The organism is Sphingomonas sp. AP4-R1, assembly GCF_013113735.1.
In the GTDB taxonomy this organism is placed as follows: domain Bacteria; phylum Pseudomonadota; class Alphaproteobacteria; order Sphingomonadales; family Sphingomonadaceae; genus Sphingomonas_I.
Map to the genome: position 1 here is coordinate 573,204 of NZ_CP053346.1, position 21,485 is coordinate 594,688.

The following is a 21,485-nucleotide window of genomic DNA, read 5'->3' on the forward strand; positions in this document are numbered from 1 at the left end:
ATCGATGAGCGATGCGGCGGCTGAGCCCGCGCCCAAGAAGAAGGGCGGTCTCGTCAAGAAGCTGGTGTTGTTCGGCGTGTTGCCGCTCCTCCTGATCGGCGGCGGCGCCGGGGCGGGCCTGTGGGCCGCCGGGCGCGGCATGGCCGGCAGCGCGCACGAAAAGAAGGAAGATCCGAATCGCCCGAAGCTGATGCTGAAGAGCGAGGACGGCCATGGCGAAGCCGCGGCCGAAGGCGGCCACGAAGGCGGCGGCGAGAAGAGCAACATCTCCGGCGGCGGCGGCACGCCCGATACGGGTCCCGAGCCGTCCAATCCCGATCCGTCGCAATATCAGGCCACCTATTACGCAATGGAGCAGCCGTTCACGTCCAATCTGGTCGATACGGACGGCTTCCTTCAGGTCGGCATCGGCGTTTCCACCTTCTATGACATGAAGGTGATCAACAATCTGAAGGCGGCGGACATGCCCGTCCGCTCGGCCATCCTGCAGGTGCTTTCGCAGCAGCAGGCGGAAGTGCTGAACACGCCGCAGGGCAAGACCGAGCTGCGCAAGCAGCTGCGCGACGCGATCAACACCTCGCTGAAGCAGAATCAGGGCTTTGGCGGCGTCGGCGACGTCTTCTTCACGAGCTTCATCATCCAATGACGGGAGCCGACGCCGGCGATCCTTCGGGACTCGAAAGCGGCGACATCCTGAGCGAAGGCCTGGAGCAGGCGATCGCGGCGGCCACGGCGGCGCGTCCGGCGGCGGAGGTTCGCGCCTTCGCACTCGGCAGCGACAGCTTCCGCCCGGCCGAGCGCCTGACCGGACTGGAGCGGATGGGCGAGAAGATCGCCCGCTCGCTCCGCACCGTGATCGAGCCGTTCGTGCAGGTCCGCACGCAGGTGACGGCGGTGCCGCTCTCGACGCGCTCGTTCGACGACTGGCTGGAGGCGCAGCCCAACCTCATCAGCCTCAGCCATTATCGGCTGCAGCCGATGAAGGGCGGCATGCTGATCGCCGTGCCCGCCGATTTCGTGGCGGCGCTGATCGAGCGTTTCTATGGTGGCCAGAGCGGCCCGCAGCCCAATGCCGGCAAGCGGCTGGAATTTTCGGCGAGCGAGGAATTGCTGCTCGCCCGCCTGCTGGAGAAGGTCTCCTCGATCATGGTCGAGGCATGGCGCGACGTGATGCCGGTGGAAGCCAATCTCGCCCAGCGCGAGACGAGCCGCTTCCACATCCGCTTCGTGCGGCCGGACGATCAGGTGGTCATCCAGAATTTCACGATCACACCGACCGAGGGCACGCCCGCCACGATCACCGTCCTCTATCCGCTCGCCATGCTGCGCCCGATCGAGGAACAGATGTCGAAGCGCGTGGTGGACGAGGCGCCTTCGGGCAACAGCGCGTGGAAATCGATGCTGGCGGCCTCGCTGGCCGAGGTGCAGCTGCCCGTCCGCAGCATCCTCGCGCGGCCGGAAATCTCGCTCGCGCAGCTGATGAGCCTGAAGGCCGGCGACGTGATCCCGATCCAGATCCTGCCGCGCACGCCCCTGCTGATCGCGTCGCGCACCGTCGCGGAAGGCCAGATCGGCGAACAGGACGGCCGTGCGGCCATGTTGATTGAAAGAGTAGGCTGAACCCGATGAGCGACATGATGGAAGCCCCGATGCTGAGCAGCGACACCAATCTCGCGGGCCGCAACTATCGGCTGCTGGCCGATATTCCGCTGCGCCTGTCGGTGGAGGTCGGTTCGACCAGCCTGAAGCTGGCCGAGCTGATGGATCTGGCCGAGGGCTCCGTGGTGGAGCTGGACCGCGCCGCCAACGAGCTGCTCGACATCCTCGTCAACGGCACGCTCGTCGCGCGCGGCGAGGTGGTGACTGTGGGTGGCAAGTTCGGCATAAGGGTCGTCGATGTCGTGGCCGCCGAGGCGCGACTGGGAGGACTCGAACGCCGGAAATGATGCTGGAATACCTGGCCCGGCTGTTGCTGCTGGTGCCTCTGGTCGGCGGTCTCGCCTTCCTTTCCTTGTGGCTTTACCGCCGTTTCCAGCCGGGCCTGCCCTTCGGCCAGCGCGAACGCGCGATCCGCGTGGTGGATGCGATGCCGATGGGGCCGATGAGCCGGCTGGCGGTCGTCGAATTCGCCGGCAAGCGCTATCTCCTCGCCGTGTCGCGCGGCCGCGTCGACAAGATCGCGGAAGTCGAGGCGCCCACCTTCGTGGTGCCGGATGGGGAATAGAACCCTCCGCTGGGTTCGAGCAGCATCGAGCGAAGTCGAGATGCGACCGTCGAGAACTCTTCTCGACTACGATCTCGACAAGCTCGATCTCCGCTCGAAGCGAACGGTTCGATACTGTATCGGGATCGCCCTCGCCTTCCTTCTCGCGCTGATCCTCGCGCACCCCGCCTTCGCGCAGGCCGCGCCGGCCGCCGCGCCCGTGCCCCCGCCAACCCCTCGGGCGGGCTCGATCGCGCGATGCGGACGATCGGCGGAACGGGCCAGCCGCTGTCGCTGAGCCTCCAGATCCTGCTGCTGATGAGCCTGCTGACGGTGCTGCCGTCGCTGGTTCTGATGATGACGAGCTTCACGCGCATCATCATCGTGCTTTCGATCCTACGCCAGGCGCTGGGCCTGCAGCAGACGCCGCCCAATCAGGTGCTGGTCGGCCTCGCCCTCTTCCTCTCGCTCTTCGTGATGCGGCCGGCGGTCGATCAGATCACGGCGACCGCCTATCGCCCCTATGGCGCGGGCCAGATCCCGATCGAGGAGGCGATCGCGCGGAGCGCCAACGTGTTGCACGGCTTCATGATCAAGCAGACCCGCCAGACCGATCTCAAGCTGTTCGCCGACATGGCGGCCGCCGGCGATCGCCGCGCGGGCGCGCCGGCGGGCCCCGTGAAGTTCAACCGGCCGGAGGACGTGCCCTTCTCGATCCTGCTGCCCGCCTTCGTCACGTCCGAGCTGAAGACGGCGTTCCAGATCGGCTTCATGATCTTCCTGCCCTTCCTGATCATCGATCTGGTGGTGGCGTCCACGCTGATGGCGCTGGGCATGATGATGCTGTCGCCCTCGATCATCTCGATGCCGTTCAAGCTTCTCCTGTTCGTGCTGGTGGATGGCTGGGCGCTGACGATGGGCAGTCTGGCCGCGAGTTTCCAGACGTGATTGTTGGCCTCTTCTCCCCTCCCGCATGCGGGAGGGGTCGGGGGTGGGCTTCCGCGCTCGCCCCTTGGATGTTGCCCTCGTTTGCACGGTCGCTGGCCCACCCCCAGCCCCTCCCGCAAGCGGGAGGGGAGCAAGGCTGATGGAATCCGCATCGCCCGATTATTTCATCGGCGTGGCCCAGCAGGCCCTGTGGATCCTTGCGCTCGCGGCCTCGCCGATCCTGATCCCGGCGTTGGCGGCGGGGCTGATTCTCGGCATGATCCAGGCCGCCACCTCGATCAACGAGCAGACCCTGTCCTTCGTCCCCAAGCTGATCGTGGTGGGCGTGTGCCTCACGCTGTTCGGGGGGGCGATCCTCTATCTGATCGCGGACTTCACCCGCGACATCTTCGCCCGCATCCCCGATCTGGTGCGATGAGGGCGCTCGGCTCCCTTTCCTCTGTGCGCCTCATATACCCGTTCGTCCTGAGCGAAGTCGAAGGACGTGTTTCACGCGCTCGGCTCGCCTCCCGTCCTTCGACTTCGCTCAGGACGAACGGGGAAATTGACTATCCCGCGCGCGGCTCCCGCTAGCCATGTTCCCCGCAGGCTTCGAACATGTCGAGGATCAGCTCTGGCTGTGGCTGGTGGCGATGATCCGGCCGGGCGCGGCCTTCTTCGCGGCGCCGATCTTCGGCATGGCGGCCGTGCCGGTGCAGTTGCGCCTGATCGTCAGCCTCGCGGTGGGCATGGCGGGGCTCTCCGCCGTGCCGTTCCAGTTGCCGCCGGACGGCGTCACCTCCGTGGCCGGCATCGTGCTGGTGCTGGGCGAGGTGATGGCCGGGATTGCGCTGGGCTTCGCCGTCCAGATCGGCTTCTCTTCGGCGCTGCTGGCGGGCGAGACGATCGGCAACACGATGGGCCTCGGCTTCGCGCAGATGATCGATCCGCACTCGGGATCGTCCAGCCCGGCGCTCGGCCAGTTCCTCTCGATCATCGCCACCTTCCTGTTCCTCTCGATCGGCGGGCATCTGAGCCTCGCCACGATCATCGTCGACAGCTATCGCGCGCTGCCCGTGGGCGCGGCGATGCCCGCTTCGTCCAGCATCCGGGGCCTCGTGATGTTCGGGGGCGATCTGTTCGCGGCGGGGCTCGCCATCGCGCTGCCGGTGGGATTCGCGCTGATCCTCGTGCAGATCGTGATGGGGATGCTCTCCCGATCGGCGCCGGCGATGAACCTGTTCGCGGTCGGCCTGCCCGCCACATTGCTCGCGGGCCTCGTCCTGATGGCGATCGCCTCTCCCAGCATGGGCGACGGCATCGTCGCGTCGATCAATGCGGGTCTGGACGAAGCGCGGCGGATCGCGGCGGGGAAATAGACGCTCCGTTTCTTACAGAGCCCTTTAGCCCAAAGGCCCGTAATACTCGCCGTTCGTCCTGAGCGAAGTCGAAGGACGGGCTTCAGGCGCAGCGCTTGCCTCCCGTCCTTCGACTTCGCTCAGGACGAACGGGGCCTTTTGGATAGTCCTCAGGATGAACAGGCCGGGACACAAAAAAGGGGCGGCCCGGAAGCCGCCCCCTCTTCTGTTTCCATCGGCCAGCCGATCAGGCGTCGACGGTCGCCGTCTCGGCCTTGGGCTTGCGCGGCGCGCGGGTGCGGCGCGGGCGGGGTGCCTCGACCTCGCCGGTCTCACCCTGCTCCGCGACGGCGGGCTCGGCCGGAATGGTCGAGAAGCCCAGCGGCAGGCGATCCGCCTCGATCCGCTCCGCAACCTCCTCGGCCGCTTCGGCGCGCGGGGTGCGGGCGCCACGGCCCTCCCCGGCAGCGGCACCGCTGGTGCGCTCGCGACGCGGGCGACGCTCGGCGCGGGGCGCGGCGTCTTCGGTCGCGGCGGCGGACTGGTCCGCGCCCTCGGCCTGCGGCGCCTGCTCGGCGCGCTCCTGACGCTCGAAGCGACGGGGGCGCTCCTGCCGGTCTTCGCGGCGCGGGCGCTCCTGGCGCTCCTCGCGGCGGCTTTCCTGGCGGGGCTGCTCGTCCTCGCCTTCGTTCCAATTGCCCTGGCTCTCGCCGCGCGGATCGAAGCCGTTCTGGCCGTCCTGCTCGTCGTCGCCATCCTGGCCGAATTCGTCGCGGAAATCGTCGCGGCGCGCCGGCTGCGGGCGCTGCTCCTCGAAGCGGCTGCGGCTCTCGGCCAGAACGCGGAAATAATGATCCGCGAACTGGAGATAATATTCGGTGTTCACGCGGTCGCCCGCCATCTGCGCGTCCCGCGCAAGGCTCTTATACTTCTCCAGAAGCTGGGCGGCGTTGCCGCGCGCGCGATTGTCGATGCGATTGCCGCGATCCTGGCTACCCGGCTGACCATTGCGCGTCTGCTGACCGCCACGGCCGCGCCGGCGACCGTTCTGACGATTATTCATCAACTTGGTCTGATCCTTCAGTCACTGGTGATTGATCACCACTCCACTCCGGGCCCTTCCCGGACGATCGGAACCGGGCATCCCGCCCGGATTGAAACCCCAAAACCCAACCGGTGGCGAACCCAGAGGCCACCACGATCTCTCATACTGCCGAGACGCCGGTATGACGGCCTAGCCTGAGGTTTGGGGTTGAGGAGAGCGGCGCTGCACGCTGCCAGCTCACCTATGTCCTGCCCTTCCATGTAGTGGCTCATAACAGCTCTGCCAAGGGGAAACAGGGTTAACGCTGCGTAATGTGCAACGATTCGCCGCAATGCGGCAGGAATGGATCAGCGCGTGACCACCAGACAGCGATTTCGCCCCTCCAGATCACACCGCACCGCAACGATGAAGCCACAATCCCGAAAAAGAGCCGCTGCCGATTCGCCCTGCCCCATGCCGATTTCGATCACGGCGACGCCGCCGGGCGCGAAATCCAGCAGCGGCGCGATCGCGCGATACGCGTCCAACCCGTCCGCTCCGGCCCAGAGCGCGCCCGCCGGTTCATAATCGGTGACGCCCACGGGAAGCACTTCGTCCGTGCCGATATAGGGCGGATTGCACAGGATCAGATCCGCCTGAGGATCCCCGCGCCAGCCGCCCTCGACGAAGGACGCGCGCGCGCCGAGCCCCAGAGACTCGGCATTGCCCCGCGCCACCGCCAGCGCGGCGGGCGAGATGTCGACGCCCACGCCCTCCGCCTCCGGCCATTCGGACAGGGCCGCCAGCAACAGCGCGCCCGATCCGGTGCCGAGATCGAGGATATGCTTCGGCGCATCACGGCCCGCGAAGTGATCCAGCGCCGCCTCGATCAATGTCTCGCTGTCCGGCCGGGGAATCAGGACATCGGGTGTCACGCCGAGCGTGATCGTCCAGAAATCGCGCTCGCCGGTGATGTAGGCGACGGGCTCCTGCGCGAGCCTGCGGTCGACCAGCGCGGCGAAGCCTTCGGGCGGGGGCCCGCGCCGATCGCCCAGCAGCAGGGCTTCGCGCCCGACGCCCAGCGCGTGCGCCATCAGCATCTCGGCATCCAGCCGCGCGGTCGGGCTCATGCCGCTTAGTCGGGTGGCGGCGGCGCGCAGCGCCTCGTCGACGGTGAGAGGCGGCGTCACCGGCCGGACGCGTCGGCTTCCGCCGCCTCGCGCAGCGCCCGCTGGCGGCGCTTCCAGTCCCCCCAGGCGCGATAGTCGCGCATCGCACAGCCCGTGCCCGCGCCGATACCGACCGCGCTGCACGATCCGAAGCCCCCGTCGCCCGTGCCCTCGAACGCGTCGGCGGGCTTGCGGAGCTTCGGATCCGATTGGGCGAAGCGCGGATCGAGCTTGGGCAGGCGAAAAGATTCGGCGATGCCGCGATCCTTGGAGCAGACCACGATCTCGTCGCCCTTGGTTTCTGGGCAGTTGCGGATCGCGGTGACCACCTTCTGGTGGATATCGGCCGCCCCGGCGGCGGCGGCGGCCTCCGCACTGGGCGGTTGCTCCGCCGGAGGCTCCGCCAGCGCCAGCGCGAGGATCAGGAAAAGAGACACGGTCCCGTCGCTTTCACGCCACCGTGTTCCCGCGAACGCGGGAGCCCAGAGCTGCGGAGCGAACCGCATGCGGCCCTGGATTCCTGCGTCCGCAGGAATACGGAAACACGCTCACGCTCATTCCGACAGCAAAGCCAGCCGCTCGGCCTCGTCCTCCGCGATCAGCGCGGAGACGAGTTCCTCCAGCCCGCCGCCCTCGAGGATTTCGGGCAGGCGATGCAGCGTCAGGTTGATGCGATGATCGGTCACGCGGCCCTGCGGGAAATTGTAGGTGCGGATACGTTCGCTGCGATCGCCTGAACCCACCATGGATTTGCGGGCCCCCGATCGCTCGTTCGCCAGCCGCTCGCGCTCCGCCTCATACAGGCGGGCGCGCAGCACCTTCATCGCCTTTTCCTTGTTCTTGTGCTGCGATTTCTCGTCCTGCTGGATCACGACCGTGCCGGTGGGCAGATGGGTGATCCGCACCGCGCTGTCGGTGGTGTTGACCGACTGGCCACCGGGACCGGACGAGCGATAGACGTCGATCCGCAGATCCTTGTCGGCGATCTGCACATCGACCTCCTCGGCCTCCGGCAGCACGGCGACAGTGGCGGCGGAGGTGTGGATGCGCCCGCCGCTTTCGGTGACGGGTACGCGCTGCACGCGGTGCACGCCGCTTTCGAACTTCAGCTTGGCGAACACGCCCGCACCCGTGATCGCGGCGACCACTTCCTTGTAGCCGCCCATTTCGGCGGCGGAGGCGGACATCAGTTCCACCCGCCAGCCGCGATCGTCGGCATAACGCTGATACATGCGGAACAGGTCGCCCGCGAACAAAGCCGCCTCGTCCCCGCCCGTGCCGGCGCGGATTTCGAGGATGGCGGAACGCTCGTCGGCCGCATCCTTGGGCAGCAGCGCCAGCGCCAGCCTGCGGTCGGCGGCGACGAGCTTGTCGCGCAGATCGGCCAGTTCCTCGCCCGCCATCGATTTCAGCTCGGGATCGGCTTCCTCATCCTCGATCATGTAGGAGAGGGCATCCAGCTCCTGCCGATAGCGCCGCACTTCGCCGGCGGCCTGCGCCACCGGCTCCAGCTCGGCATAATCCTTGGAGAGCTTCACGAACTGATCGGCCGCGAGATCGCCGCGCGACATCTGCGCCGCGAGTTCGTCGCGCCGCGCCTCGATCTGGCGGATGCGTTCGAGTGGGATGGTCGGCGTGCTGCTCATCCGGCCACGACGCCGTTCAAAAGAACTTCGTCATCCCGGCGAAAGCCGGGATCCATGGAGGCGACGCAGCCAGTGGCGCACGCACCCTCCAACGAATCGAAACCATGGATCCCGGCTTTCGCCGGGATGACGGGAGAGGGTGTCATGCGTTGCTCCCGCTCGCAGCGAAGGGAAATGCACCGCGGAAGGCAGCAATAACAGCAGAACGAACTTCGTCCTGCGCTGAAGGGTCGGTATCGAAATACGAAACGTGCGTACCGCCATCCGCTTCGGGCTCACCACGCACAATCACTGCGGCACGAAGGCCTCGCTTTCTAGCAAGCTCGACCTGCCGCTTGGCATTCCCCTTGTAGGCATTGTCGATAGCGATGCCAAAAGCGCGCAGCCGCTGCGTCACCCGTACGGCGGCGTCAGCCAGTTCTGGCTTATCAGGCACGACAGCCAGCACGAGCGGCTGCACCGGCGCCTCGATCAGCATCGCCAGCCGCTCGATCCCGGCCGCCCAGCCGACGGCCGGCGTGTGCGGGCCACCCAGCGTCTCGATCAGCCCGTCATAGCGGCCGCCGCCCAGCACGGTGCCCTGCGCGCCCAGCCGATCCGTCACGAACTCGAACGCGGTGTGGCGATAATAATCGAGCCCGCGCACCAGCCGCGCATTGCGCTGGAACGTCACGCCGGCCGCATCCAACCCCTTCGTCACCGCCTCGAAGAAGGCGCCCGCCTCGCTCGACATATAGGCGTCGATCTCGGGCGCCGCGTCCGCCACGGGGCGGTCGCGCGGATCCTTGCTGTCGAGGATGCGCAGCGGATTCTTCTCCAGCCGGGCGACGCTCTCTTCGGACAGCGCATCCTTCGCGCCCTCGAAATGCGCGACCAAAGCCTGGCGCCACGCATCGCGCGTCGCCGAATCGCCCAGGGTGTTGAGCTGCAGCGTCACGCCGTCCGCCACGCCCAGCTCGTGCAGAAGCTGGTCCGCGAAGGCGAGCAGTTCGACATCGGCGGCGGGCTCGGCCGCGCCGATCACTTCGGCGTCGAGCTGGTGGAACTGGCGGAAGCGCCCCTTTTGCGGGCGCTCGTAGCGGAACAGGGGGCCGTGTGTGGCCACCTTCAGCGGCGCATATTGCTGCCAGCCCTCGGTGAGGAAGGCGCGCGAGATGCCCGCCGTGAATTCCGGCCGCAGCGTCAGCGAATCGCCGCCGCGATCCTCGAACGTGTACATCTCCTTGGAGACGACATCGGTGGTTTCGCCGAGGCTGCGCGAGAAGACGGCGGTCGCCTCGAACACGGGCACTTCGACCCGGCCGAAGCCATACAGCCGGCGCACGCGCTCGAACGTCTCCACCACTTTGGTGAAGCGCTGCGCCTCTTCGCCCAACATGCTCTGGGTGCCGCGAACGGCCTTGGGTGTCTCGATCTTCGCCATAAACGCGCGCGCTCTAATGGATACGGGGGCGAGCGTCACCTGCCCAGCCGCAAACATGGTTACCAGCCCGCAACAGAAGCGGCTTGCTCCTGTTGCGGCGCACCATTACGACCCGGTCTGCTATGAACATCGATCTCATCCCCACCGGGGCCAATCCGCCACACGAACTCAACGTCGTGATCGAAGTGCCCACCGGGGGCGAGCCGATCAAGTATGAGTTCGACAAGAAATCCGGCGCCCTGTTCGTCGATCGCATCCTGCACACGCCGATGCGCTATCCGGCGAATTACGGCTTCGTGCCCCACACGCTGTCGCCCGATGGCGATCCGCTGGACGCGCTCGTCATCTCGCGCTCGCCCTTCATTCCGGGCTGCGTCGTCCGCGCGCGCCCGATCGCGGTGCTGAAGCTGGAAGACGAGGCCGGCGGCGACGAGAAGCTCGTCTGCGTGCCCACCGATTCCACCTTCCCTTATTATCACGACGTCGAGGAAAAGGGCGATCTGCCCGAGATCGTGATGCAGCAGATCGAGCACTTCTTCACCCATTACAAGGACTTGGAGAAGAAGAAGTGGGTCCGCATCGGCGCCTGGGGTGATACGGCCGAAGCCAAGCAGATCATTCTCGAGGCGATCGAGCTCGCCGCGAAGAAGAAGGCCGAGACCGGCACCGACGCCGGCGCCAAGCAGCTTTGATCCGGCATCCCCGTTCGCGCTGAGCCTGTCGAAGGGCGGTCCTTCTTCGATACCTTGGGGTGAGGAGTAAGGGCCGTGCTTCGACGGGCTCAGCACGAACGGAAATGGGGGCTCTCGGCGGCGGTCGCCGCGCTCCTGTTGTCCGGTCCGGTTTCTTCGGCCGCTCCTCCTCCCGGCCCGGCCGAACGCGCAACCGGAGAGGCTCTCGCCGGCATCACGCGCGATAACTCCCAAACCAACGCCGTCCTGGCGACGAACCCTGACGCGATCATGCAGGCCCGTGCGCTCGATCGCATGCGGCGCGCCCGCGGACCGCTGTTCGGCCGCCCGATCCTGATCAAGGACAATATCGAGACCGCCGACCAGCCGACCACGGCGGGCAGCCTCGCTCTGGCCGACAACGCCACCGGCCGCGACGCGCCGATCGTGCGGGGCCTGCGCGCTGCGGGCGCCGTGATCCTCGGCAAGACCAATCTCAGCGAATGGGCGAATATCCGTTCGACCGCGTCCATCTCCGGCTGGAGCGCGGTGGGCGGGCAGACGCGCAATCCGCACGATCCCGCGCGCAGTCCCGGCGGCTCATCCGCCGGAAGCGGCGCGGCCGTCGCGGCGGGGCTCGTCGATCTGGCGATCGGCACCGAGACGGACGGATCGATCACCGGCCCGGCCGCCTTCAACGGCGTGGTCGGCTTGAAGCCCACGGTCGGCCTCGTCAGCCGCGCCCATATCGTGCCGATCAGCCATTCGCAGGACACGGCCGGACCGATGACGCGCACGGTGCGCGATGCGGCGCTGGTGCTGTCTGCCATCGCCGGCAACGACCCCGCCGATCCCGCCACCGCACAGGCCGATGCGCACCGCAGCGATTATGCCGCCACGCTCGATCCGAACGCGCTGCAAGGCGTCCGCATCGGCGTGATGCGCTTCGACACAGGCTTCTCGGCGGGCACCGATGCGGTGTTCGAAAAGGCCCTGGCGGCGCTGCGCGCGCACGGCGCGATCCTTGTCGAGATCCCCAAGAGCGACTTCGATCCCACGATCGGCGCGGACGAGCATATCGTGCTGATGACCGAGCTGAAGGCCGATCTCGCCACCTATCTCGCCAGCGCCGCGCCCGCCGTCTCCGCCCGCACGCTGGCGGACCTGATCGCGTTCAACACCGCGCATGCGGACAGGGAAATGCCGCTGTTCGGACAGGAAAGCTTCGTCGAAGCCGAGAAGACCAAGGGGCTCGACGATCCCGCCTACATCGCCGCGCGCGATCGGGCGAAGCGGCATGCCGGGCCCGAGGGAATCGACCGGCTGCTGCGCGAAAACGACGTTGCCGTGCTGATCGGCCCCACGCGCAACCCGCCCCGCTGATCGACAGCATCAACGGCGACAGCGCCCGGCGCGGCCCCGGTACGGGCAGCATCGCGGCGGTGGCGGGCTATCCGCACCTCACCGTGCCGATGGGAGACGTGAAGGGGTTGCCCGTGGGCCTCAGCTTCATCGGCCCGGCCTGGAGCGAGGCGAAATTGCTCGCGCTGGGCGCCGCCTATGAAGCCGCGCGCGGGCCGATTCGCTGATCGAAAACGGCGTGGATCGGGGTTAAAAGAGCCCCTTCGAACACGGTTACCAACTCTTAACTTTCCTGAACGACAATAGACGCGAAGCCATGTGGAGCCTTCGCGTACCGTGTCGATCAGCCGTCTGCCCTCCAGTATCGAAAGCGCGCGCGATGACGTGCGTTCCGCGATCGGCGCAGCGGCGCAGCGCACGGGCGTCGATTTCTCGTACCTGCTCGCACAGGCTAAGAGCGAGAGCGGGCTGAACCCCACCGCCAAGGCGGGCAACAGCAGCGCCACCGGCCTCTATCAGTTTCTCGACCAGAGCTGGCTCGCAGTGGTGAAGCGCCACGGCACGGAGCATGGCTTCGGCTGGGCGGCGGATGCGATCACCCCGAAAGCCGGCGGCGGCTTCACCGTCGCCCCGCAATATCGTCAGGCCGTGATGAATTTGCGCGAGCAGGCGGGCCCGGCGGCGCTGATGGCCGCCTCCTATGCCAGCGACAATGCGCAGAGCCTGAACCGCTCGATCGGCCGCGATGCCACGTCGACCGATCTCTACATGTGCCATTTTCTGGGCCTCGGCGGCGCGACGCGCTTCCTGCAGGCCTGCAACTCCGCGCCCAATGCGAGCGCGGCATCGCTCTTCCCGCGCGAGGCGCAGGCGAATCGCTCGATCTTCTACGATCGTTCGGGCGGGGCGCGCAGCCTCTCCGAAGTCTATTCGCTGATGGGACAGAAGCTCGCCAACAATGGCGCCGACACGGTCGGCGGCGCGGCGGCGGCCGGCGGCGCATCGTCCTTCGGCGTGGAAGCGGGCGATCTCGTCAGCGCGCCGCCGACGACCGGCACCAACGGCTTCCGCCTCGCGGTGGACGACACGATCGCGACCGATCCCTCCACCTCCGGCGATATCGCCCAGACGCTCGCCGCGCTGGAACAGGGCCGGATGAACGTGCTGCGCCCGACGCCGGCGCAGGCGAAGCTCGCCTATCTGATGCTTTCGATGCCGCTCACCTGAGCGGGTTTCTTCCTTTACCCCTCTCCGTTTGGTTCGAGCTTGTCGAGAACGCTCAGGGATCGAGCGGAGCCGAGCGCCCGTGCTCCGTATCCCGGCTTCTCGACTTCGCTCGAAGCCTCGCCAGTTCTCGACAAGCTCGAACCAAACGGGATTAGGAAAGAGCGGGAGAGCAAAGCGGCATCCTCATCGCCCGCCCCCCCCTTCACGCTCAATGCGCCGGCACCGCCTCGGGCTTCGGCGCGCCCGCCGTCATCGGCACGTCCGCGCCGGTCGCATTGTCCTCGCCGCCCTCGGGCTTGTCCGGATTGCCGCCGTCCATATAGGCCAGCGTGATCGACATGCGGCGGTTGCGCGGATCGTAGCGGTCGCCCGGAATATAGGGCTCGCGATCGGCGACGCCCTCGATCCGGTAGAAGCGGCCCTGCGGCACGCCCGCCAGAGCGAGCGCCTGGCGCGTCGCATCGGCGCGGCCGCTGGACAAGGTCCAGTTGTTCACCGTGCGATCCCGCGCATACGGCAAGGCATCGGTATGGCCGCGCACGATCACCGGGTTGGGCGCCGCCATCACCAGCTCCGCCACCTGCGCCATCAGGGCGCGCGCATCCGGATTGAGCATCGTGGTGCCCACCGCGAACATCGAGAAATCGGACTTGTCGACCAGATCGATCCGCAGCCCTTCGCGCGTATCGGTGAAGCGGATGTTCTGCGCGAATTTCTTCAGCGCCGGATCCTTCTGGATCTTCTCCATCAGCATCTTCACGAGAACGCCGAAGCGGCGCTTCTCCTTGACGCGCTCCGCCTCGGAGGGGCCGCCGATCGCGCTCTTGGGCACGGTCAGGCTCTTGCTGCCGGTCTGCCCTGCACGGTGCGGATAATGGTCCACCGACGTGATCGAATCGCCGCCCATGAAGCCGTTGGCACCCGCGCTCTTCTGCTTGAGCGTGATCATCGTCGGCGCGAAATAATCGGCGATGCCCTTGCGCTGCTTCTCGGTGGTGGCGCCGAGGATCCACATCAGCAGGAAGAAGGCCATCATCGCCGTCACGAAATCGGCATAGGCCACCTTCCAGGCGCCGCCATGATGGCCGCCATGCCCTTCCGCGATGATCTTCTTGACGATGATCGGCCGGGGTTCGGGTTCGTTCTTCCCCCTTTTCGCTGGTGCCGGCATGAGTGGTTATCCTTCGTTCTTTGTTTCGCTGGCGCGAAACCCGCACCGGCCCACACCCCCACCCGACCGCCCATCTAGGATATTCTGCATGGGCGGCCGGGTGGGGGTGTGGGCCGGTGCGGAATTCCAGAACAATTACCGTCCGCGCATGCCGTCGAACACGTCGGCGAAGGCCGGCTGGTTCGCATGGGTGATGCCGGAGCGCGCCGCCTCGATCACCAGCGGCAGCGGGTGGCCATGGAGCGAGGCGATGATGATCTGCTTGACCACGCCGTAGATGGCGGCATCCCCCTCGATCACCTGCTTGCAGCGGTTCGCGAAGGGACCGACGACACCATAAGCGAGCAGAATGCCCATGAAGGTGCCGACGAGCGCCGAGCCGATCATCGCGCCCAGGATGGCGGGCGGCTTGTCGATCGAGCCCATCGTCTTCACCACGCCGAGCACGGCGGCGACGATGCCCAGCGCCGGCAGCGCGTCGGCCAGATTCTGCAGCATGTCCGCCGGGCGGATGTCGTCGTGGTGGTGCGTCTTCAGCGCATTGTCCATCACGTCCTCGACCGCCATCGGATCCAGCGTGCCGGACGAGATGACGACCAGGCGCAGCGTATCCGTGATCATGTGGATCAGCGTGCTGTCCTTCAGCAGCTTCGGATATTCGCCGAACACCGCCGAGGACTTCGGATCCTCGATGTGGGGCTCCAGTGCGACCGGGCCGTCCGTGCGCAGCATCTTCATCAGCTTCGACACAAGGAAGATCGTGTCGAGATAATCCTGCTTCTTGTATTTCGGGCCTTTGAAGACCTTCGCGAAGCCGCCGCCGAACTGCTTCAGTTCCTTCATGGAATTGCCCGCGACGATGGCGCCGATCGCGGCGCCGCCGATGATGATCATCTCGTGCGGGATCGCTTCCATCACGGGGCCCAGGGAGCCGCCGGTGAAAGCGAAACCGCCGAACACCATGGCGAGGAGGACGACCAGGCCGATTCCTGCGAACATGTAAAGCTTCCCCCGGCGTTGGATCGACAGATGCGGGATTGTCCCGCCTGTTATGATTAACGTCCCGGAATCCCTGCCTTTATGGTTGATGCGGCATTAACCGCAATTTCAACCGAGCAGATCGAACAGGGTGCTCTTGTGCGTTTGCGCGAACATCGTCTGCGCCGCCTGCAGCGCCAGCTGCTTCGCCTGGAAGCTGGTGACGGCGGCGGTGGTGTCCGTATCCTCCAGCGAGGAACGCTCGATCTTCAGATCGTCATTGCCGCTGTCGATCAGCGATTTGGCGTCGTCGAACCGCTGCGCGCGCAGGCCCTGCTCGGTTCGGGCGGTGCCGATATGATCGTCGGCCGCATTGATCGAGGAGACGCTGAAGGTCAGCGCCTCGGCGCGCGTCATCGTCAGCGGATTGCCGTCGACGTCCGTCGTTTCGCCATTCGCGTCGGTATAGGGAATCTTGTCGTCGACCTTCGCCTCCAGCGCCGTGGCCGCGAAATTGATCACGTCCGTGATCGATTGCGTGCCATGCTCGGTCGTGACCGATCCGAAGATGTCCTTCGCGGACGAGGTCGCGGCGATGCTCTGGCCGTTGGCGACCGGGATCAGCAGGGGGCTGCCGGTCGGGAAGAGCGGCTGCCCGTTCGGATCCTTGGCATTGCTGAGCGTGGTGATCTCGTCCGCGATCGAGCGCAGTTCGGCCGCGATCTGCGTGCGATCGACATTGGCGTTCGTGTCGTTCGCGCCCGCAATGATCAGCTCCTTGGCGCGCTGGATCGTGGTGGACAGCGTCGACAGCGCCGTATCGGCGGTCGCGGCGATGCCGGCGCCGGTGGTGATGTTCTTCAGCCAGGTCGCATTGTTCGACTGGATCTGGCGGATATCGGACACGCGCGCGGCCGCCGCCGGATCGTCCGACGCCGCCGACATGCGCTGATTGGTGGAGATGCTCGTCTGAAGCTTCGAAATCTCCGCAGCGAGATTGCTCTGCCGCTGGATCTCGAGGCTGGACTGATAGCGGGTCGCGCCGATCATCGATCAAATCCTCAGAACAGGTCGAGAATGGATTGCATGGTTTCGCGCGCCGTCTGGATCACCTTGGCGGACGCGGAATAGGCCTGCTGGAAGCGCAGCAATTCGGCCGCCTCATTGTCCAGGCTCACGCCCGTCGTCGCGTCGAGCGCGCTGTAGGCGGTGTCCTTGCTGGTCGAGGCCGCGCTGTCCTGCAGCTTGGCGGACGACACCTGCAGCGCCTGATCCGTGACCATCGATTTCCAGCGCTGCTCCAGCCCGTCCGAACCGCGCGAATTCGCGACGAGCGAGAGCAGATTGCCGTTGGCCACGCCGATCTGCACCGGCGTGGGCGTCACCGGCGCGTTCGGATCGGGAGCCGGCGCATTGGGATCGGGCGCGGGCGCGTTCGGATCGGCCGGGATCGCGGCGCCCGGCGTCGCCGCGGCGATGTCCGCCACGGTGATCGGCGGATCGGTCACGGCCATGCCGATCGAGGCCGCATCCGTGCCCGTCACCAGATCCCGGCCCGGAATCCCCGCATCGGTGACGCCGTTGGTCTGGAAATCGTGCAGCATGGTGACGAAGTCGGTCGCCATGCCGTTCAGCTGCCGCGTGCGATCGGCGGCGGTCGTCGCCGCGCCGACCAGACCCGCGAGCGTGCCGCCCGTGGGGATCGCCGTCTGGACGAGATTGTCCTCGCCACGCACCGAAATCTGCAGCTGCCCGTCGCTCGCCGACTGCAGCTGGACCTGCGACGGGATCGTGGACTTGCTGGAGACGAGGACCGGCCCCGTCGAATTGTTCATGCGCACCGTGACGGACCCGTCCGCCTCGAAGCTCGTGTCGATCGCCATCGAGCCGGAGAGCGTGCCCAGGATATTGTCGCGCTGATCCTCCAGCTGCGCGCGCGCCGGCGAATTGACGGCGGCCAGCTTCAGCGAGAGGTTCACCTTCGCCAGCGCATCCAGCGCATTGTTGGTCTGATCGACCTGCACCCGCGCCTGCGTGCCGATCGTGTTCGAAAGGCTGCTCAGGTTAGACGCGGTGGTGCGGAAGGCGGTGGTGACGTCGTTGATCGCGCCCAGGAAAGCCTGGCGCAGGCTGGGATCTGCCGGGTTGGCCGAAAGCTGCGTGGCCGCGGTGAACACCGCCGTCAGCCGCGTGCCGACACCATTGTTGGTGTCGTTCATCATCGTCTCCATCGTGGAGAGATACTGAAGGCGCGTGCTGGCGTTGCTGGAATCGCTGTTCGTGGCCCAGGCGTTGGCGGCCTTGTACTGATCCCACACGCGCTGGACGCCGGCAGCCTGCACGCCGCCGAACGCGCTCGCCGAACGATTGAGGCTGAATGCGCCCGAATAGGTCGACTGCTCCTTGAGCACGACCGAGCGGCGCGAATAGCCCGCCGTATCCGCGTTGGTGACGTTCTCGCCGATCGTCTGCAGCGCGCCCTGATAGGCGAGCACGCCCGACCGGCCGATCGAAAGAAGATCGCTCATTCGCTCTCACCCTTCGTTGATGCGGCAGCCGCCCCCGGCAAGGCATTGCCGGTTGCCGGAGCGGCATTGCCGGCGGCGGTGGCGGAGGTGGCGGCGCTGCCGGACAGCGTCGCGCCGAACTGCTTCACCAGCAGCTCGGCCACGTGCAGCACGCTCTTGTCGGCCATGCTGTCGGCCAGCTTGGAGTCGCTCATGTCGCGAAACTGCTGCGTCGCGCTCGAATCGAACATGCCGTCGCTCAGCGAAGCGGATCGCATCGATCCGATCATCTGGCGCAGGAACACCGCCTCGAACTGCTTGGCGACGGTCTTCAGCTTCGCGTCCGCCTTGCTGGCAGCGGTCGAGGCGCCCGTCGCCGCCGACGAGACCGGCGAGGAGAAGGAGGAGAGAGGATCGGTCACAGGACCACCAGATCCGCCTTCATCGCGCCCGCCTGCTTCAGGGCCTCGAGGATGGCGACCAGATCGGCCGGCGACGCGCCGATGGCGTTCACGGCCTTGACGATATCGGCCAGGCTCGCGCCGGGGGCGAAGCGGAACATCGGCTTCTTCTCCTCGTCCACGGTGATGCCGCTCTTGGGCACCACGGCGGTCTGGCCCTGGCTGAAGGGCTCGGGCTGCGAGACGCGGTAATTCTCGTTGACCTTCACGGTTAGCTTGCCGTGGCTGACGGCGGCCGGCGCGATCCGGACGGCGCCGTTGATCACGACCGTGCCGGTGCGGGCATTGACGATCACGCGCGCCGGGGCGTCGGCCGGATCGACCAGCAGATCCTCGATCTCGCCCATCAGCGCGGTGCGGATCTCGGCACCCTGCGGCGCCTGGATCGCGACCGTGGCGGCATCGATCGCGCGCGCCCGGCCCATGCCGAACTTCGTGTTGATCGAGGCGGCGACGCGACCCACCGTGGTGAGATCGGCTTCGGACAGGTTGAACAGGATTTCGGGCGTGGTGGCGAAGCCCGCGTCCACCGCGCGCTCTACCGTCGCCCCGCCGGGAATACGGCCGGCAGTCGGCACGTTGACGGTCACCTTCGATCCGTCGGCCGCATCGATGCCGAGGCCGCCGACGGCGAGATTGCCCTGCGCCATCGCATAGACCTGGCCGTCGGCGCCCTGCATCGGCGCCATCAGCAGGGTGCCGCCGCGCAGCGACTTGGCCTTGCCCAGCGCCGAAACGGTGATGTCCAGCTTCTGGCCGGGCTTCGCGAAGGCGGGCAGATCGGCGGTGACGATCACGGCGGCCGCATTCTTCAGCGCCGGATTGATGTTCGCCGGCATCGTCAGGCCGAAGCGCGAGGCGACGCCCTTCATCCCCTGCACCGCATAATCCAGGCTGTCGTCGCCCGTGCCGGCGAGGCCGACGACGATGCCGTAGCCGGTCAGCTGGTTGGTACGCAGCCCCTGGAAGGTGCCGAGATCCTTGATGCGCTCGGCCTGCGCGGGCGCGAACCCGGCGAGCGCCGCGGCGACGAGGAGGATCAGGATGCGGATCGGGCGAAACATCATCATCGGTCCTAGAAAGGGCTCAGCATCGAGAAGAACTTGTTGAGCCAGCCCTGGCGGCTGGCACGGGCGATCTCGCCCTTGCCGGTGTAGGTGATGCGGGCATCGGCCACGCGCGTGGAGAGCACGCGATTGTCGAAGCTGATGTCGGCCGGGCGGATGATGCCGGAAATCTGGATCATCTCGTCGCCGCGGTTGAGCGTGAGCATCTTCTGCCCGCGCACCAGCATCGTGCCGTTCGGATAGACCTGCGCGATCGTCACGCTGATCTCGCCCGAAAGCGCGTTGGACTGCGCGGCATTGCCCTTGCCGGCAAACGTGCTGCCGCCGGAAATGTCGATGTCGGTCTTCTTGATGAAGTCCAGCGGGCCGGTCGGCGGCGGCGTGATGCTGATCGATCCGTTGCGGTCGGTCGACGCGCTGTTGGCCTTCACGGCCTGCGTCTTCTCGACCAGCGTGATCGTCACGACATCGCCCACCTGCGCGGCGCGCATGCCGGCGATCAGCGGCGCATAGCCGTAAGCCGCGTGATAGATCGCGCCGTCGGCGACGGGCGCGGCCGTGCTGGGCGCATAAGCCGGGGCATAGGCCGCGGCCCTTTCCGCTTTCTGCTGTTTGCTGGGGCCGAGCAGACCCGCACTGGCCGGCGCAGAAAGCGCGAGGATCGCGGTGCCGGCGGCGAGGCCGGCGATGAGGGCGAGGGTGATGCGCATGGCGATCAGAGCTGCTGGTTCGCGGTCTGGAGCATTTCGTCCGTCGCCTTGATCAGCTTCGAATTCACTTCGTAGCCGCGCTGGGTCTCGATCATGTCGACCAGCTCTTCCACGACGTTGACGTTCGAGGATTCGAGGTTGCCGGAGCGCACGGTGCCGCGCCCGTCGACGCCGGGATTGCCCACCTGCGGCGCGCCCGAGGCGGGCGTTTCCACCAGCATATTGCTGCCCACGGCCTGCAGGCCGGCGGGGTTCATGAAGCGCGCGGTCTGGATCTGGCCCAGCACGGTCGGCGCGGTCGCGCCCTGCATCGTGGCGGAGACGGTGCCGTCGGCGCCCACGGTGATCTGCGTGGCGCCGTCCGGCACCTGGATCTGCGGGGTCAGCGGCATGCCGTCCGACGTGACGATCGTGCCCTGATCGGACAGCTGGAAGCTGCCGTCGCGGGTATAGGCCATCGTGCCGTCCGGGCGCGTGATCTGGAAGAAGCCGCCGCCCTCGATCGCCATGTCGAGCGCATTGTCCGTCTGCTGGAGCGAGCCCTGCGAGTCGCTGCGCGAGGTGGCGGCGATCGAGACGCCCGATCCCAGATTGAGGCCGGTCGCGTACTTGTTGTCGGCCGACGATGGCGCGCCGGGCGCCGTGATCGACTGATAGGCGAGCGTCTCGAACTGGGCGCGCTCGCGCTTGAAGCCGGTCGTGTTCACGTTCGCCAGATTGTTGGCGATCACGCGCATGCGCTCGTTCTGCGCATCGAGCCCGGTGCGGGCGACGTGGAGGGCGGCGTTGGTCATCTCTGTCTATCCTTCGGGTGCCGGCTCAATCGGGCAGGCGCATGAGGTCGGCGGCGGACTTGTCCATGTCCTGGGCGGTCGTGATCATCTTCACCTGCGTCTCCCAGGACCGGCTGGCGTCGATCATGTCGATCAGCGCCGAAGAGGCGTTGACGTTGGATCCTTCCAGAGCCCCGCCGCGCACCTTCGCATCGGGATCTGCAGGAAGCGTGCCACCTGAAGTTTCCCGGAAAAGTCCGTCCAATCCCTTGGCGATCTGCGATCCGGCGGGGCTGACCAGCTTCAGCCGGTCGACCACCTGCACGTCGTTCGGATTGCCGCCGGCGGGCACGATCGAGATCGTGCCGTCCTTGGCGATCGAGAGCTTGTCGTAGGGCGGCAGCGTGATCGGGCCGCCCTCACCGACGACGGGCTTGCCGTCGCCGGTGGTGAGCAGGCCGGTGTCGCTCATCATCAGGTCGCCGCGGCGGGTATAGGCCTCCGATCCGTCGGCGGCCTGCACCGTCAGCATCGCATCGCCATCCACCGCCACGTCCAGGCTGCGGCCGGTTTCGGAGACGGTGCCGGCACTCATGTCCGCGCCTGACACCTCGCCCGAAACCGTGGCGCGCGTATCGAGCCCCTTGCCGGAGAGCCACATCGCCTGGGCGTGCGTCATCTCGCCACGGAAACCCGTGGTGTTCACGTTGGCGAGATTGTTGCCGATCGTCGCCTGTCGCGACATCGCGCCCCGCATCGCCGCCAGCGATGAATAGATGAGCCGATCCATGGCCTAGCTCCCCGTGAC

General features: G+C 66.9%; 24 protein-coding genes and 1 pseudogene. 11 read left to right on the forward strand and 14 right to left on the reverse strand.

Features of this window, described 5'->3' with window-relative positions; all coding sequences use genetic code 11:
• The first annotated feature begins 4 nt into the window (after positions 1-4).
• From fliL to fliR, 7 genes and pseudogenes are all read left to right on the forward strand, one after another.
• Positions 5-646, forward strand: a complete 642-nt coding sequence (gene fliL / locus HL653_RS02765; RefSeq protein WP_171743159.1) for a flagellar basal body-associated protein FliL — start codon at positions 5-7, stop codon at positions 644-646.
• On the forward strand, positions 643-1,620 hold the full coding sequence (locus HL653_RS02770) for a flagellar motor switch protein FliM (protein WP_171743160.1): 978 nt from the start codon (positions 643-645) through the stop codon (positions 1,618-1,620). The genes fliL and HL653_RS02770 overlap by 4 nt, the downstream gene beginning before the upstream one ends.
• A 5-nt stretch (positions 1,621-1,625) precedes the next feature.
• Positions 1,626-1,946: a flagellar motor switch protein FliN gene (fliN, locus tag HL653_RS02775; protein WP_171743161.1), complete on the forward strand. Its 321-nt coding sequence runs from the start codon at positions 1,626-1,628 to the stop codon at positions 1,944-1,946.
• Positions 1,943-2,224, forward strand: coding sequence for a flagellar biosynthetic protein FliO (locus tag HL653_RS02780; protein ID WP_171743162.1), 282 nt, complete (start codon positions 1,943-1,945; stop codon positions 2,222-2,224). Before fliN ends, HL653_RS02780 begins: the two co-directional genes overlap by 4 nt.
• A gap of 40 nt (positions 2,225-2,264) precedes the next feature.
• Positions 2,265-3,151: pseudogene (fliP, locus tag HL653_RS02785) on the forward strand (flagellar type III secretion system pore protein FliP).
• Between the two features lie 139 nt (positions 3,152-3,290).
• Entirely contained in the window at positions 3,291-3,569 is a 279-nt protein-coding gene (locus tag HL653_RS02790) for a flagellar biosynthetic protein FliQ (protein WP_171743164.1), read from the forward strand.
• 157 nt (positions 3,570-3,726) lie between these two features.
• On the forward strand, positions 3,727-4,509 hold the full coding sequence (fliR, locus tag HL653_RS02795; protein WP_171743165.1) for a flagellar biosynthetic protein FliR: 783 nt from the start codon (positions 3,727-3,729) through the stop codon (positions 4,507-4,509).
• Between the two features lie 226 nt (positions 4,510-4,735).
• Here the strand turns inward: fliR and HL653_RS02800 are convergent, their stop codons facing one another.
• The 5 genes from HL653_RS02800 to hisS all read right to left on the reverse strand — a co-directional run bounded on the left by HL653_RS02800 (position 4,736) and on the right by hisS (position 9,750).
• Positions 4,736-5,551 carry a DUF4167 domain-containing protein gene (locus HL653_RS02800; RefSeq protein ID WP_171743166.1) on the reverse strand — a complete coding sequence of 272 codons (816 nt, stop codon included), beginning with the start codon at positions 5,549-5,551 and terminating at the stop codon, positions 4,736-4,738.
• Positions 5,552-5,880: 329 nt separating this feature from the next.
• Positions 5,881-6,642, reverse strand: a complete 762-nt coding sequence (gene prmC, locus HL653_RS02805) for a peptide chain release factor N(5)-glutamine methyltransferase (RefSeq protein ID WP_171746740.1) — start codon at positions 6,640-6,642, stop codon at positions 5,881-5,883.
• Positions 6,643-6,698: 56 nt separating this feature from the next.
• Positions 6,699-7,118 (reverse strand): hypothetical protein, encoded by a 420-nt coding sequence (locus HL653_RS02810; protein ID WP_171743167.1) that lies wholly within the window; start codon positions 7,116-7,118, stop codon positions 6,699-6,701.
• A 117-nt stretch (positions 7,119-7,235) separates the two neighbouring features.
• Complete coding sequence (gene prfA, locus HL653_RS02815) at positions 7,236-8,327, reverse strand: peptide chain release factor 1 (RefSeq protein ID WP_171743168.1); 1,092 nt, start codon at positions 8,325-8,327, stop codon at positions 7,236-7,238.
• 142 nt (positions 8,328-8,469) lie between these two features.
• Positions 8,470-9,750, reverse strand: a complete 1,281-nt coding sequence (gene hisS, locus HL653_RS02820; RefSeq protein WP_171743169.1) for a histidine--tRNA ligase — start codon at positions 9,748-9,750, stop codon at positions 8,470-8,472.
• A 122-nt stretch (positions 9,751-9,872) separates the two neighbouring features.
• Here hisS and ppa point away from each other — a divergent pair, with 122 nt between their 5' ends.
• The 4 genes from ppa to HL653_RS02835 all read left to right on the forward strand — a co-directional run bounded on the left by ppa (position 9,873) and on the right by HL653_RS02835 (position 13,010).
• Positions 9,873-10,442, forward strand: a complete 570-nt coding sequence (gene ppa, locus HL653_RS02825) for an inorganic diphosphatase (RefSeq protein ID WP_171743170.1) — start codon at positions 9,873-9,875, stop codon at positions 10,440-10,442.
• Positions 10,443-10,517: 75 nt separating this feature from the next.
• A complete protein-coding gene (locus HL653_RS02830) occupies positions 10,518-11,804 on the forward strand; it encodes an amidase (protein WP_367613587.1) in 1,287 nt (428 codons plus the stop codon).
• Between the two features lie 59 nt (positions 11,805-11,863).
• Complete coding sequence (locus HL653_RS24550) at positions 11,864-12,010, forward strand: hypothetical protein (RefSeq protein WP_367613588.1); 147 nt, start codon at positions 11,864-11,866, stop codon at positions 12,008-12,010.
• Between the two features lie 109 nt (positions 12,011-12,119).
• On the forward strand, positions 12,120-13,010 hold the full coding sequence (locus HL653_RS02835) for a transglycosylase SLT domain-containing protein (RefSeq protein WP_253717480.1): 891 nt from the start codon (positions 12,120-12,122) through the stop codon (positions 13,008-13,010).
• 208 nt (positions 13,011-13,218) lie between these two features.
• Here the strand turns inward: HL653_RS02835 and HL653_RS02840 are convergent, their stop codons facing one another.
• The 9 genes from HL653_RS02840 to flgF form a co-directional block, all read right to left on the reverse strand.
• A complete protein-coding gene (locus tag HL653_RS02840; RefSeq protein ID WP_171743171.1) occupies positions 13,219-14,181 on the reverse strand; it encodes a flagellar motor protein MotB in 963 nt (320 codons plus the stop codon).
• A gap of 135 nt (positions 14,182-14,316) precedes the next feature.
• Positions 14,317-15,180, reverse strand: a complete 864-nt coding sequence (gene motA / locus HL653_RS02845) for a flagellar motor stator protein MotA (RefSeq protein ID WP_171743172.1) — start codon at positions 15,178-15,180, stop codon at positions 14,317-14,319.
• Positions 15,181-15,288: 108 nt separating this feature from the next.
• Positions 15,289-16,209 carry a flagellin gene (locus HL653_RS02850; protein WP_171743173.1) on the reverse strand — a complete coding sequence of 307 codons (921 nt, stop codon included), beginning with the start codon at positions 16,207-16,209 and terminating at the stop codon, positions 15,289-15,291.
• 11 nt (positions 16,210-16,220) lie between these two features.
• On the reverse strand, positions 16,221-17,687 hold the full coding sequence (flgK, locus tag HL653_RS02855; RefSeq protein WP_171743174.1) for a flagellar hook-associated protein FlgK: 1,467 nt from the start codon (positions 17,685-17,687) through the stop codon (positions 16,221-16,223).
• On the reverse strand, positions 17,684-18,001 hold the full coding sequence (locus HL653_RS02860; RefSeq protein WP_253718216.1) for a rod-binding protein: 318 nt from the start codon (positions 17,999-18,001) through the stop codon (positions 17,684-17,686). Before HL653_RS02860 ends, flgK begins: the two co-directional genes overlap by 4 nt.
• Positions 18,002-18,084: 83 nt before the next feature.
• The gene (locus HL653_RS02865; RefSeq protein ID WP_171746743.1) at positions 18,085-19,191 is read right to left on the reverse strand and encodes a flagellar basal body P-ring protein FlgI; all 1,107 of its coding nucleotides are present in this window, start codon (positions 19,189-19,191) and stop codon (positions 18,085-18,087) included.
• 11 nt (positions 19,192-19,202) lie between these two features.
• Positions 19,203-19,904: a flagellar basal body L-ring protein FlgH gene (locus tag HL653_RS02870; protein WP_171743175.1), complete on the reverse strand. Its 702-nt coding sequence runs from the start codon at positions 19,902-19,904 to the stop codon at positions 19,203-19,205.
• A gap of 5 nt (positions 19,905-19,909) precedes the next feature.
• The gene (flgG, locus tag HL653_RS02875) at positions 19,910-20,698 is read right to left on the reverse strand and encodes a flagellar basal-body rod protein FlgG (protein ID WP_171743176.1); all 789 of its coding nucleotides are present in this window, start codon (positions 20,696-20,698) and stop codon (positions 19,910-19,912) included.
• Between the two features lie 25 nt (positions 20,699-20,723).
• On the reverse strand, positions 20,724-21,467 hold the full coding sequence (gene flgF, locus HL653_RS02880; RefSeq protein WP_171743177.1) for a flagellar basal-body rod protein FlgF: 744 nt from the start codon (positions 21,465-21,467) through the stop codon (positions 20,724-20,726).
• Positions 21,468-21,485 lie beyond the last annotated feature (18 nt).